Source organism: Pseudomonas sp. ANT_H4, assembly GCF_008369295.1.
GTDB lineage: Bacteria > Pseudomonadota > Gammaproteobacteria > Pseudomonadales > Pseudomonadaceae > Aquipseudomonas.
Window position 1 is genome coordinate 1 of sequence record NZ_VOBG01000028.1, and the last position, 12,374, is coordinate 12,374.

The following is a 12,374-nucleotide window of genomic DNA, read 5'->3' on the forward strand; positions in this document are numbered from 1 at the left end:
TTTGAACATTACAACGAGCAGCATCCGCACAGCGCTTTGAACTATCGCTCACCGAGGGAGTTCAGGCGCTTGGCGGCAGCACCAATTTAACAGGGAGTTGGTGTCCGGTTTTGTAGGGGCAAATCCACAAACGGCGTGGAGTTACTCGCTAAACGGGTAATGGGGGTCTATTTAGCTTGTGGTTTCACTGCCATCGGTAGAGACATCACCCGCTGCCAGTACGCGACTATGAAGATGTGACGAGCACCGGCGAGGCCAGGGACACATGCAGCGTCAGGCCGGCAGTATCAGGTCGAAGAAGATGTTCTGGTTGCGGGTCATCACAACAAATGTTCGCGCTGCGGCAAATAGACGCACCTGACTACGAGAGCCCACAAAAGCGCTCTTTTCGACTAAATACACGTACCTCCAGCTTGTTCGATATGCCCAAGCAAAACAGGCAGTCCAGCCGGTATCCCGATTTCCGGCAAGCCTTTCGGATATCCAATACACCATAAGAAAAACGCTCCTATACCGGCGGCCAAACGACCGGAGTCGGCTCAGTAGCCCTAAGGGCTCAGCCGCCACCCCGGATGGCGAACACTTATCATCACCTGGCGCTGGCAGCTATCTCGCAGGACAGTTTGTGACAACACGATGACGCTCCCATGCTTCGCGTCATATAGAGCCAGATCAGCAGCGGTTTTGAGATGGGCCGATTCCGATGCTGACGATAACGACTCCTCGCGGCAGATTGAAATGATGGGCTATTCTAGGCACCTCGATGTTTGCGCTGATACCCATCTCGGCATACTGGACGACGTGCCAATCATTGAGGCTCTTGAACGCAGCGACGCGCGGTTCGCTGCAAAGTGGTGGCACTGGTTCTTCTTCGGTCAACCCGAGAAACCGGAGCAAGCAATCCTGGCAGACCCCAATAGTTCATATGGTGCTTCCCCCGAAACGATGGGTGCGGAAGCCTACGAGGACTTCCGAACAGCCATCCACGATCCGGCAAGCGCCCAATGAAATGGCAAGAGAAGTCCTCGAATGCCTGTGCGAAGACTAAGATTGGCGGCTCGCAGTCATAGTTTCTCCGCGCGAGGTCACGATGCGCCAAAAGCTGTTTTCTGAAATTCTCTCTTATGAAGGCTCAACCGCCTTTCCGCCAGACGTAAGTCCCGAAAAAACCCGCAGCCCCGAATTGCCAGATTCAACATCAATCAGGTCAGCAATCGCTTGTGTGCTTAGAGGCATACTCAGGAAATACCCTTGAACCTCATCGCACCGTGCATCCTGCAACACCTGGAGCTGTTCAATGGTCTCGACCCCTTCTGCCGTGACCGTCAGCGACAGTGCTCGCCCCAACCCGATGATGGCCTCAATGATCGAAAGATCGTCACCGCCTGGCTGCATTCCGGAAATAAAACTTCGATCAATCTTTAATCCATCGAAGGGAAACGACCGCAGGTAGCTTAACGACGAATACCCTGTGCCAAAATCGTCCATCGCCAAGCGAACGCCCAACGCTTTCAACTCGTGCATGATCTGCAGCGCTCCCTTGGCGTCTTCCAGCATCACGGTCTCAGTCAATTCCAACTCCAGCCTGGCCGGATTTAAACCGGTCTGCGACAGCACCGCCTGCACTCGGACCACCAACTGCCCGCGCTGAAACTCTGTCGGCGACAGGTTCACCGAAACAAAGAGTTCTTCAGGCCAGGCCGATGCGGCCTCGCAAGCGGCGTGCAGTACCCAGTTGCTTAACGGCAGAATCAACCCGGTTTCTTCCGCGATAGGTATGAAAAGATCGGGCGCCAACAGTCCACGCACCGGATGCTGCCAGCGTACCAGTGCCTCGGCACCAGCCATGACTCGGCCTGTAATCTGGTAGCGCGGCTGAAAGTGAAGACGCAACTCATCATGTTTGATCGCGTGGCGAAGATCGCTTTCCAACTGACGACGATCAAGAATTCGAGTGTTCATCTCGCCTGCGTAAAAACGCCAGGTATTACGCCCTGCGTCCTTGGCTTCATATAACGCGATGTCGGCATAGCGCAGTAACTCGTCGGCCAGGGTGGCGTCGGCAGGTGCCATGGCTATGCCAATGCTGGCACTGATAAACACTTCATGATCTTCAATCTGGAACGGCTCTTCGATGCAGTCGATCAAACGCTTACACAGGTGCTCAACCTCATCCTGAGACACCATATTCGCCACCACCAACACAAACTCATCGCCACCAATTCGCGCAACCAAGTCATCGGAGCGCAAGCATTGCCCCAGCCTTTTGGAGACCTCGTTGAGCACTTGATCGCCTGCGGCATGCCCCAGCAAATCGTTCACCGACTTGAAGCGATCAAGGTCGATGCTGAGCATGACTAACGGATCGTCCAGTGTCGGCGCCGCCTTAAGTTTTCCATCCAGGAATTCCTGCATACGAGCGCGGTTTGCCAAGCCAGTTAGCGCATCGTGTTGCGACAGGTATTCAATACGTCGGCGGGCCGCCACTTCTTCGGTTATATCGCTCGCAGTGCCTCGATAACCCAACCCTTCCATTTCTCGCACAGAAAGGCGGCTTATTCTGACCTGACCGTCAGCTGCTTGATAACTGCATTGCAAGATGGCATTGACCCGCCGCGAGTGGTCTTTCAGCCACTGTGAGAGCGGCCCTTGATCAGACACCAGCAAGTCATCGATAGGTCGACCAATACACAGGGCTCTGCACAGCCCTGTCACTGTTTCGAAGCGCTCTGACAGATATGTGAAACGCAACTCAGAATCAATTTCCCAAATCCAGTCCGAAGACGCTTCGGCGACATCCCGAAATCTTGCCTCACTGGTCGCCAGGGCAGTCTGGCTGGCATGCAGGGAGCTGTAGTTCGCATCCATAACCATCGCCGCAGCCGTAGTGCGCCGCCGAAGAATCCAGGTCATCAGCCCAATGATCAGTCCCGCAATACCGATCAACGGCAAAACTAGGATCATTAGCTGATGTCCCGGACGCGTTGGCGTCCACTGCAAGGCTCCCGCGACCCCGGTTTCCCCCAGACGTAAAAACGACGGGCCGAGCGCAGGGCTATAGCTTGAGACAATGCGCAATTGGTCTATTCCGAAATCACTGCCCAAGACGCTCAATCTGACGGCATCCAGCTTGATGACAAACAACAGCACTGAGGAAGGCCTGTCATCAGCTTCGGTCTGAGGGGCGGTGCCAGGCGTCAACGGGGCGGCCGCGACCAGCACCGGAACGCCATCGACATCGAGGTACGTGGCGATTGGCGTTTCATTTTCCACCCCCGCACGGGCACGCTCAATTAGCGCGGTGATTGGTTGTTTCAACCAGTCTTCAGCCGCAACCGATTGCAGTTGCCCGTCAATGACCGAGTACGCCGTTCGACCGGTCGGATCGATAACAAACAAGCCCTGAAATCCAAAATCGTCATATAAGGTAGAGCCGACGTTCTGGCGGACGAACGCCCAATCGGTATCCACCCTTCGATGAAGATGATCATAAGCATCACCCCAAAACGCATAGTCCTTGATCGTCAGAAGTATCGACTTCTCCAAGGATTGCACGGCCTTTCCAGCATAAAAATAGCTTTGGGCCTCCGCTTCATGGTCTTGCTTAGAGGCGATGTAAACAATCAAAACGCTGGTCAGCAAGAATATCGTTAGCAATAAGCCAGAGAAGCCCATCAGGACAATACGGGTAAGCGTTAGATGGGAGGTTTGTACCTTCAGAAGAGGATCACTCTGCTTGTTTTTCATTTGGCTCTTCCTGGCGGTGCAGTGAATACGGGCCAGCACATGAGACTACATGCAGATATCTAAAGTGGCGGGTAAAAGAATCCTCCCTGACTCGTAGTAACACCTCGTCACAGCCCAGGCGGTTGATAGGATCCGGGGTGCTGTTGTTAGCTGTATCGGCCTGAGTCTCGAACTCTTGATCTCTCCAGGCCTTTCCGCTGCTCAACGACTGAGCAACGCGAAATAAATATGTATCGCGCTCTGGGTGCCGAAGCTCCCACAGTTTCAGTGTCGGAAGAAAAATCCGTTAAGAGCTAATGACTAGAAACGAGTAACGGTTGAACGGTTGGATATGCCCACCCCAGTGTAACGGTGCTCAGCACTAGATAACGCACGCCCTTGGCCAGGGTGACGATCAGCAGAAAAGTCCAGAATGGCTCGCGCATGACTCCGGCGACGACAGTCAGAGGTTCACCAATGATCGGCACCCAACTCAGCAGTAATGACCAGCACCCGTAGCGCAGATAGGACTGCTGGGCGTTTTCGAGCTTGCTCTCGCTCACTGGGAACTATCGCTTGTGACGGAATCGTTCAACGGAACGGCCCAGCACCCAGGTCAGTGCGGAGCCAAGAACGTTGCCGAAGGTGGCGACCGCCAAGAGCGTAGAAGCCACGTATTGGGCGGAGTGCAACATCCCGACCAACACAGCCTCAGACTGCATTGGCAATAACGTGGCGGCAGCAAATGCCGCCACGAACAGACCAACGTAGCTCGTGAGTTCAAACACTAAAGAGTCGCCTCAAGCGTTCAGGCCGATCCAGCCATGGAAGCCCACGTACAGACCAACACCGATGGTCAAGACACTGGACAGGTACGGCGCACGACGAGCAACGGTGCCCAGCCATGGCCAACGGTTGGAAGCCTGTTTAGCACCAATAGCTGCCGCAGCACCGACAGTGACCAAGGTGAGCGCTAATCCGATGCTGAAACACAGGACGAGCATGCCTCCCAGCGCGACTTCTTTAACCTGAAGAGATAGCAACAGAACGGTGATGGCAGCCGGACAAGGAATCAGACCGCCCGTCAGGCCGAACATGACGATCTGGCCCGTGGTGACCTCTCGATTGGTGAAGCGCTTACGGATATCGTTGGCATGGGCACGCTCATGCGCGTCCTGATGGCCATCAATTCACAACTCCAGGCCTTCTAACTCGGAATGCGCATGCCCATGATCATGCTCTTGGTATGCCGACGATGCGAACATTTATGTGCGCAGTCCTCGTGCGGGCATGCGAGTGATGAGGCGTGTTGAGTGCTTCCTGAATCAGCGCCTGAAACTGACGCTGAACCGAGACAAGAGCCGAGTAGCCGAGTAGCCGGGTCTTGGATATGTGATTACTTGGGTTACGGGATGAGCTGGCATCAGCAGCCGAGACTGAGGGTGGCGACGATGAGTCTAGGTCGCTTGCGCGACCGACTCAGAGACCTGCTGCGCAGAGCGCGGGGCCGCAAGATGGCGAATATAATCGAGCGGATAAACCCCGTACTCCGCGGTTGGGCTGGCTACTTCAAGTTGACTCAGGGCAAACGAGCGCTGGAGATACTTGATGGCTGGGTGCGTCACAAACTCCGCTGCGTCATCTGGCGCCAATGGAAGCAGCCCTCGACGAGGGCGCGCAACCTGATGCGTTTGGGACTCGACGAAGGGCGCGCCTGCACATCAGCGTTCAATGGCCGAGGCCCATGGTGGAACTCCGGAGCGTCACATATGAATCAGGCGTTGCCGAAGAAACTATGGGATCAGCTTGGACTGGTCTCGATACTGGATACGATCAACCGGCTTAGTCGCATAACCTGAACCGCCGTATACGGAACCGTACGTACGGTGGTGTGAGAGGACGGCGGATGTAAATCCGCCTCCTACTCGATTCTGCCCTACCCCGCTCCACCCATGCACTCCGCAGTGCTGGCAAGAGATGTTCCAGCCTGCTGAACAAGCTTTCGCCACTCACCACCGCTGATGAGGTTGGCGCGCTCCATGTCGTCAGCCGCCTTGAGCAACCTGAAGTACTTAACCTCTGCGTTGATAATGCTTTCGGGCAAAGCCATGAGCTTGTACCAAACAGCCATGTTCAGAGCTTTTTTCGCTGCTCTCATTACTCCCCCTTGGTAGCGCTCACCAAAACAAGGCGCCACCGAACAATGATGGCATAGTGACATCAACCAAGGGAAAATACTGAAACAGTGAGTGATACAACCGTTGATACTGGCCTAGAGCCTGGCTCCTTGCTTCTGGCAGGTTTTTGGTACTTGAGCTAAACCTGAGACCATTTTTCCATCATTTACAGTCCGCCCAGCACGTCTAAGCTACAAGCTCACGTTTTTGAGTTGGGAGAGGATAATGGACGCCTTGAACAGACTGGAGATCGAAGCGGTCCTCTCCAGCCGCCTGCCGAACTGCATAATTTCCTGCACGCTCAGCGCTGACAACACCCTGTCAGTGGATGTGACGGGGCCGGGCTCGGACCAGTTCACGATCGTCAACATAGACCGTCGCCACTACCAAGGCGAGGCTGGCATCAATAAGTTGGCCCGCGAGATCTTGGAGGAAATGGTGATGTCGCGACAGGCGACTCGCCTTTTCGGATAAAGAGCCCGCCAAAACGGGACCCTTGCTCTACCCTTTCCCCTCCTTGATGCTCGCCTCTCCTGGGCTTCACTCTCCATGGCTTGCAACTTATTCACCTACGCTCGGTTTTTTGCCCGGAAATGCGGGTTTTTCTATGGGTGCGGGATGGCCCTCATTTTCTATGCGAATCCCGCTATATGCATCGTCCTAAAGTAATACTCGTGCAGGGTGCATGAAGCCTATACGCCATATTGTTGCTCAACTCATTGAAAGCAAGACACTTTAAAAATCCTACGAAGTGGCACGGCAAATGCGACACCCATTAGGACATTAATGAAGCGCCGACCAAGATCGGCAGTTTTCCATCCGTGCTAATGAGGAAACAAAAATGAACGCCATCGATCTTCTGAAAACCGATCACGAAAAAGTAAAAGTTATCCTGACCCAGCTGAGCGAATCAACAGATCGGGCAGTGAAAAAGCGCACCGATTTGCTGGACAAGCTTGAGATGGAGATCTCCATCCATACCCAGCTCGAAGAACAGATTCTTTACCCTGCGTTCAAGGAAGCTGGCGGTAAGGAGCAAGACGAGATGTACTACGAGGCAAAGGAGGAACATCGGACAGTTGACTCCCTCGTCCTGCCAGACCTAAAAGTAACTGACCCAGCCAGCCCAGAGTTCGCCGGCCGCTTGAAAGTGGTTAAAGAGCTGCTGGAGCACCACATCAAGGAAGAGGAAACAGAGATGTTCCCTCAGGCCAAAAAACTTCTTGGGAAGGCGAAGCTCGATGAGCTTGGCGAACAGATGCTGGTTCTGAAAGCATCGCTGAAGAAGAGCTTAAGCGCTTCTAAGTTAGCTGCGTAATCGACTGCCAAAAGCCCGCCGCGTGCGGGCTTTTTCATGCTCGTCAGAAAGGCGCCAACTCTGCCTCTTCCTCAAAGTCCGCGACACCCACAGGCGAGTCTTCGCCTGCCTGGGCCTTCCACCTCACTGTCACCGCGCCGTCGTCATCGAGCGTGATGTCGAGGTCATCCGTTTCGGACAGCAGCCCCATCACCTCCTCCCTCTCTCGATCTTCGTCCGTATCCAGGCGATGAATCGTCACCCAGCGTTGGTGAGGGAGATTGCAGAAAGGAACGCCTGCCACCCTTCCAAGTACCTGCTGATCAGCAAACATGGGAAAAGGATGACGAAGGGGATGTTGCGCTTGCGTTGGGACAAGGCGCGGGAAAAAGCACAACAGAAAGCCATCGAACAAGGCGACCCGATGCTCGCGGCAAAGATTGGAGGGTTTCAGTTCCGTGACATCCGGCCGAAGGCGGCCTCGGAAATCGTCGATATCGGCGATGCGAGTCTGCTGCTTGGGCACACCAAACAGGAGATCACTAAGCGGGTCTACAGAAGTATCGGAGCGACCGCCAAGCCCTCCAAATAGCGTTAGTTTCGGAACGCCTACCCGAAAGTTTCGGAACCCCTACCAAAAGACGCCTTTTCTTACCCAAACCCCAGACACGAAAAAGCCCCGAATAATCGAGGCTTTTCGTTAAATTTGGCGGGAAACCAGGGATTCGAACCCTGGGAACGCTATTAACGTTCGCCGGTTTTCAAGACCGGTGCATTCAACCACTCTGCCAATTTCCCTTATGCAACACAGGATTATAGTAGTCCATCCTGTCTCAGCGGGCGCCATAATACCCGAATGAAACACACTGTCAAACTCTCTGCGTAGCTTGTTACAGGGCGTCTGTTATGATCTTTGCGACTGAACGTTTCAAAACTGAAGGAGTGTCGCCATGCGCGAACAGGATTACGCAGTTAATAGCAACGTGCAGGCTGAGCAGCTAGAGGTTAGCCGCGTCCTGCGCAACACATACGGCTTGCTCGCTCTCACCCTCGCGTTTAGCGGCGTGATGGCGTTCGTGGCCCAGCAAATGCGCGTCGGCTACCCGAATATCTTTGTGGTACTGATCGGCTTCTATGGTCTATTTTTCCTGACCAACAAGCTGCGTGACTCGGCCTGGGGCCTGGTGTCGGCGTTTGCCTTGACCGGTTTCATGGGTTTCCTGCTGGGCCCGATCCTTAACCGCTACCTTGGCATGCAGGGCGGCGCGGAAGTGGTCAGCTCGGCGTTTGCCATGACCGCACTGGTGTTTGGTGGTCTGTCGGCCTATGTGCTGATTACACGCAAGGACATGAGTTTCCTCGGTGGTTTCATCACTGCTGGCTTCTTCGTGTTGCTGGCGGCGGTGCTGGCGAGCATGTTCTTCCAGATCAGCGGCCTGCAATTGGCAATCAGCGCGGGTTTTGTGCTGTTTTCCTCGGTCTGCATTCTGTTCCAGACCAGCGCCATCATCCATGGCGGCGAGCGTAACTACATCATGGCGACCATCAGCCTGTATGTATCGATCTACAACCTGTTTATCAGCCTGTTGCAGATCTTCGGCATCATGAGCCGCGACGACTGATCGTAGCCTCATGCAAAAAGCCCGCTTCGGCGGGCTTTTTGTTGTCTGCGGCTTTATCATTGGCCCAGGTTTGCCGACAGTCTGTTCCATAAAGAGTGTTCCATGAAGTTCGCGATTGCGCTTTTCTCCGCCGCCCATGCGCCCTCCTCGCGCCGCGCCCTGCTGTTCGCCCAAGCGGCGCTGGCTGGTGGGCATGAGATTGTGCGGCTGTTTTTTTATCAGGATGGCGTCTACAGCGCGTCCAACTCGGTTGTGACACCGCAGGATGAGCAGGACATCCCCCAGCAATGGCGGGCGTTTGTCAGTGAACACCAATTGGATGGCGTGGTGTGCATCGCCGCAGCTTTGCGTCGTGGGGTGCTGAACGCCGAAGAGGCTTTACGCTATCAACGTAGCGCTGTGAGTCTGGATGCACCTTGGGCATTATCGGGCCTTGGGCAGTTGCACGACGCCGTGCAGGACGCCGACCGCCTGATCTGTTTTGGAGGCCCATAAGATGTCTAAATCCTTGCTGGTTATCAGCCGTCAGGCGCCGTGGTCCGGGCCGAGCGCGCGGGAAGCGCTGGATATTGTTCTGGCCGGTGGCGCGTTTGATTTGCCGATTGGCCTGTTGTTTCTGGATGACGGAGTGTTTCAACTGGCAACGGGCCAGGACGCCAAAGCCGTGCAGCAGAAAGACCTCAGCGCCAACCTGCAAGCGCTGTCGCTGTTTGGCATTGATGAGGTGTTCGCGTGCAGCCAGAGCCTTGCCGAACGTGGACTGACTGCCGGCAGCGCGCAGCCGCTGAGCAACGAAGAGATTTCCCGGATGATTGACCGTTATAGTCAGGTGATTACCCTCTGATGTCGACCTTACATGTAGTATCCCACTCCCCTTTTACCGATAGTCGCCTGGACAGCTGCCTGCGCCTTTGTGGCGGCCAGGACGCGATCCTGCTGTGCGGTGACGCAGCCTATGCCCTGCAGGCCGGCAGCGCGCCCTTTGAGGCCCTGCAAGCCAAGGCGCTGAAGGTGTTTGTCCTCGTCGAAGACAGCCAGGCTCGCGGCCTACCCGTACCAGACTGGGCCAAGAGTGTCGATTATCCGGCTTTTGTCCAACTGTCGATCGACCATGACAAGGTCAACACCTGGCTATGAACACCCTAACCGTGGGCGAACACACCCTTGAGCTGGACAAGGACGGCTACCTGGTTGACCTGAGCGATTGGTCAATCGAGGTGGCCAACACTCTGGCCGCCGCCGAAGCGCTTGAGTTGACCCCTGAACACTGGGAAATCCTCAACGTGCTGCGTGGTTTTTATCAAGAGTTCCAGCTGTCGCCCGCCACCCGCCCGCTGATCAGGTACACCGCCTTGAAGCTGGGCCCGGAAAAAGGCAACAGCCTGCACCTTAACCGACTGTTTAAAGGCACTCCCGCCAAACTCGCCGCCAAGCTGGCGGGCCTGCCCAGGCCGACGAATTGCTTATGACCGATTTTTCCCCGCTGATCACCGAAACGCCTGCCGAGCATCCGTTTGCGCCGTTCGTGCGCATCCTGGGCAAGGGCAAACGTGGCGCCCGCAGCCTGACCCACGAAGAAGCGCGGGAAGCCATGGGTATGCTGCTCGATGAAAAAGTCGAAGACACCCAGCTCGGTGCGTTCCTGATGCTGTTGCGGCACAAGGAAGAAAGCCCGGAAGAGCTCGCCGGCTTTACCGAAGCGGTACGCGAACGACTCAACGCCCCTGCCTTACAAGTAGATGTCGACTGGCCTACCTATGCCGGGAAAAAACGCCACCTGCCCTGGTACCTGCTGGCGGCCAAGTGCCTGGCACAAAACGGCGTGGGCATTTTTATGCATGGCGGCGGCGCTCATACAGCGGGTCGGCTCTACACCGAGCAGTTGCTGGAAGGCTTGCAGATCCCGCTGTGCCGCACTTGGCAGCAAGTCGAGACCGCCCTTGAACAGGGCAACCTGGCCTTTATGCCCCTGGGCGACTGGGCGCCGCAGCTGCAGCGCATGATCGATCTACGCAACACGCTGGGCCTGCGCTCGCCTATCCACTCCCTGGCGCGCATCCTCAATCCATTGAACGCTCGCTGCGGCCTGCAAAGCATCTTCCATCCCGGCTATCAGGGTGTGCATCGCGATGCCAGCGGCCTGCTCGGCGACAATACCATCGTGATCAAGGGCGATGGCGGCGAGATCGAGATCAACCCGGACACCATCAGCCACTTGTACGGCACCACCGGCGGCGAAAACTGGGATGAAGAGTGGCCCGCCCTCTCCGCCCAGCGCCACGTCAAGCCGGCGACCCTCGACCCCAAGCATCTGAAGGCGCTGTGGTGTGGCGATGTAGAGGACAGCTATCCGCAACTGGCCCTAATCGCCACCATGGCTCTGGCGTTGCGCGGCCTTGGCCACCCACGGGAGCAGGCGTTCGAGCTGGCCCAGCAATACTGGGACGCCCGGGACAAATCGATTTAGTCGATCATTAACCCCCAGCCTTTGCGCTATTTGTTCGAACTCAGACCTTTAGACTGGACTCCAACGCTTATTAGCCAAGGAGTCAGTCATGGGTTTGCTGATCGAAGGACGCTGGCATGACCAGTGGTACGAAAGTAGCGCAGATGGCGCCTTCCAACGGGAACAGGCGCAACGCCGCAACTGGGTAACCGCCGACGGAAAGGCCGGCCCTACCGGCGACGGTGGCTTCGCTGCCGAAGCGGGCCGCTACCACTTGTACGTTTCCCTTGCCTGCCCCTGGGCACACCGCACACTGATCCTGCGTAACCTCAAAGGCCTGGAAAGCCTGATCGACGTGTCGGTGGTCAGTTGGCTGATGCTGGAGAACGGCTGGACCTTCGACAAGGCTCATGGCTCCAGCGGCGACAAGCTCGACGTTTTCACCTACATGCATCAGCGCTACACCGCCGATACGGCCAGTTACACCGGGCGCGTCACCGTGCCAGTACTGTGGGACAAGAAGCTGAAGCAGATTGTCAGCAATGAATCAGCGGAGATCATCCGCATGTTCAACAGTGCGTTTAATGGGCTGACGGGTAACGAGCTGGACTTCTATCCCGAGGCGCTGCGCTCAACCATCGATGCACTGAACGATCGGATCTATCCCGCCGTGAACAATGGCGTCTACCGCGCAGGCTTTGCCACGTCGCAAAAGGCCTATGAAGCGGCTTTCGACGATGTGTTTGCCGAGCTGGATCGACTGGAGCAGCACCTGGGTGAGAATCGCTACCTCGCCGGCGAATACCTCACCGAAGCTGATGTGCGCCTGTTCACCACGATGATTCGGTTTGATGCGGTGTACTACAGCCACTTCAAATGCAACCTTCGGCGGATTGCCGATTATCCGAATTTGTCGAATTGGCTAAGAGAGCTGTATCAGTGGCCGGGGGTTGCCGAGACGGTGGATTTTGCCCACATCAAGGGTCACTACTACGCCAGTCACCGGACGATTAATCCGACGGGGATTGTACCGAAGGGGCCGTTGCAGGCGTTTGATGCGAAGCATGATCGGGAGAGATTGAGCGCAAAAGGGGTTTGGAACTGAT

At 55.9% G+C, this 12,374-nt stretch carries 14 protein-coding genes, 1 tRNA gene and 3 pseudogenes; 12 read left to right on the forward strand and 6 right to left on the reverse strand.

Features of this window, described 5'->3' with window-relative positions:
- Positions 1–684: 684 nt before the first annotated feature.
- On the forward strand, positions 685–1,008 hold the full coding sequence (locus tag FQ182_RS24795; RefSeq protein WP_149414837.1) for a hypothetical protein: 324 nt from the start codon (positions 685–687) through the stop codon (positions 1,006–1,008).
- Positions 1,009–1,122: 114 nt separating this feature from the next.
- Here FQ182_RS24795 and FQ182_RS24800 read toward each other — a convergent pair whose 3' ends face one another.
- The 3 genes and pseudogenes from FQ182_RS24800 to FQ182_RS24810 all read right to left on the reverse strand — a co-directional run.
- Positions 1,123–3,747 carry an EAL domain-containing protein gene (locus tag FQ182_RS24800; RefSeq protein WP_149414838.1) on the reverse strand — a complete coding sequence of 875 codons (2,625 nt, stop codon included), beginning with the start codon at positions 3,745–3,747 and terminating at the stop codon, positions 1,123–1,125.
- A gap of 293 nt (positions 3,748–4,040) precedes the next feature.
- Positions 4,041–4,514 (reverse strand): annotated as a pseudogene (locus FQ182_RS24805) (YqaA family protein).
- Positions 4,515–4,526: 12 nt separating this feature from the next.
- Positions 4,527–4,964 (reverse strand): annotated as a pseudogene (locus tag FQ182_RS24810) (nickel/cobalt efflux transporter); the annotation flags it as partial.
- A 7-nt stretch (positions 4,965–4,971) separates the two neighbouring features.
- On the opposite strand from FQ182_RS24810, the pseudogene FQ182_RS24815 reads away from it, so the two are divergent.
- Positions 4,972–5,585: pseudogene (locus tag FQ182_RS24815) on the forward strand (group II intron maturase-specific domain-containing protein); the annotation flags it as partial.
- A 77-nt stretch (positions 5,586–5,662) separates the two neighbouring features.
- Here the strand turns inward: FQ182_RS24815 and FQ182_RS24820 are convergent.
- Positions 5,663–5,884 carry a hypothetical protein gene (locus FQ182_RS24820; RefSeq protein ID WP_149414839.1) on the reverse strand — a complete coding sequence of 74 codons (222 nt, stop codon included), beginning with the start codon at positions 5,882–5,884 and terminating at the stop codon, positions 5,663–5,665.
- 244 nt (positions 5,885–6,128) lie between these two features.
- Between FQ182_RS24820 and FQ182_RS24825 the strand changes: the two genes are divergently transcribed.
- Both FQ182_RS24825 and FQ182_RS24830 read left to right on the forward strand, forming a co-directional pair.
- Entirely contained in the window at positions 6,129–6,377 is a 249-nt protein-coding gene (locus FQ182_RS24825; RefSeq protein WP_149414840.1) for a hypothetical protein, read from the forward strand.
- A 367-nt stretch (positions 6,378–6,744) separates the two neighbouring features.
- A complete protein-coding gene (locus FQ182_RS24830) occupies positions 6,745–7,221 on the forward strand; it encodes a hemerythrin domain-containing protein (RefSeq protein WP_149414841.1) in 477 nt (158 codons plus the stop codon).
- A 43-nt stretch (positions 7,222–7,264) separates the two neighbouring features.
- On the opposite strand, the gene FQ182_RS24835 is transcribed toward FQ182_RS24830, so the two are convergent.
- Positions 7,265–7,504 (reverse strand): DUF1654 domain-containing protein, encoded by a 240-nt coding sequence (locus FQ182_RS24835; protein WP_256666368.1) that lies wholly within the window; start codon positions 7,502–7,504, stop codon positions 7,265–7,267.
- A gap of 51 nt (positions 7,505–7,555) precedes the next feature.
- Here FQ182_RS24835 and FQ182_RS24840 point away from each other — a divergent pair, with 51 nt between their 5' ends.
- Positions 7,556–7,792: a hypothetical protein gene (locus FQ182_RS24840; RefSeq protein WP_256666367.1), complete on the forward strand. Its 237-nt coding sequence runs from the start codon at positions 7,556–7,558 to the stop codon at positions 7,790–7,792.
- Positions 7,793–7,907: 115 nt separating this feature from the next.
- On the opposite strand, the gene FQ182_RS24845 is transcribed toward FQ182_RS24840, so the two are convergent.
- Positions 7,908–7,998 (reverse strand) — tRNA-Ser (locus tag FQ182_RS24845).
- Positions 7,999–8,150: 152 nt separating this feature from the next.
- Here FQ182_RS24845 and FQ182_RS24850 point away from each other — a divergent pair.
- From FQ182_RS24850 to FQ182_RS24880, 7 genes are all read left to right on the forward strand, one after another.
- The gene (locus FQ182_RS24850) at positions 8,151–8,822 is read left to right on the forward strand and encodes a Bax inhibitor-1/YccA family protein (RefSeq protein ID WP_133100215.1); all 672 of its coding nucleotides are present in this window, start codon (positions 8,151–8,153) and stop codon (positions 8,820–8,822) included.
- Between the two features lie 102 nt (positions 8,823–8,924).
- Positions 8,925–9,317 (forward strand): sulfurtransferase complex subunit TusD, encoded by a 393-nt coding sequence (tusD, locus tag FQ182_RS24855; RefSeq protein ID WP_149414843.1) that lies wholly within the window; start codon positions 8,925–8,927, stop codon positions 9,315–9,317.
- Position 9,318: 1 nt separating this feature from the next.
- Positions 9,319–9,666, forward strand: a complete 348-nt coding sequence (tusC, locus tag FQ182_RS24860) for a sulfurtransferase complex subunit TusC (protein WP_149414844.1) — start codon at positions 9,319–9,321, stop codon at positions 9,664–9,666.
- Positions 9,666–9,959: a sulfurtransferase complex subunit TusB gene (gene tusB, locus FQ182_RS24865; protein WP_149414845.1), complete on the forward strand. Its 294-nt coding sequence runs from the start codon at positions 9,666–9,668 to the stop codon at positions 9,957–9,959. Before tusC ends, tusB begins: the two co-directional genes overlap by 1 nt.
- On the forward strand, positions 9,956–10,291 hold the full coding sequence (locus FQ182_RS24870) for a TusE/DsrC/DsvC family sulfur relay protein (protein WP_149414846.1): 336 nt from the start codon (positions 9,956–9,958) through the stop codon (positions 10,289–10,291). The genes tusB and FQ182_RS24870 overlap by 4 nt, the downstream gene beginning before the upstream one ends.
- Positions 10,288–11,289, forward strand: coding sequence for a glycosyl transferase family protein (locus FQ182_RS24875; protein ID WP_149414847.1), 1,002 nt, complete (start codon positions 10,288–10,290; stop codon positions 11,287–11,289). Before FQ182_RS24870 ends, FQ182_RS24875 begins: the two co-directional genes overlap by 4 nt.
- 88 nt (positions 11,290–11,377) lie before the next feature.
- Positions 11,378–12,373 (forward strand): glutathione S-transferase family protein, encoded by a 996-nt coding sequence (locus tag FQ182_RS24880; protein ID WP_149414848.1) that lies wholly within the window; start codon positions 11,378–11,380, stop codon positions 12,371–12,373.
- The last annotated feature ends 1 nt before the right edge of the window (position 12,374 follow it).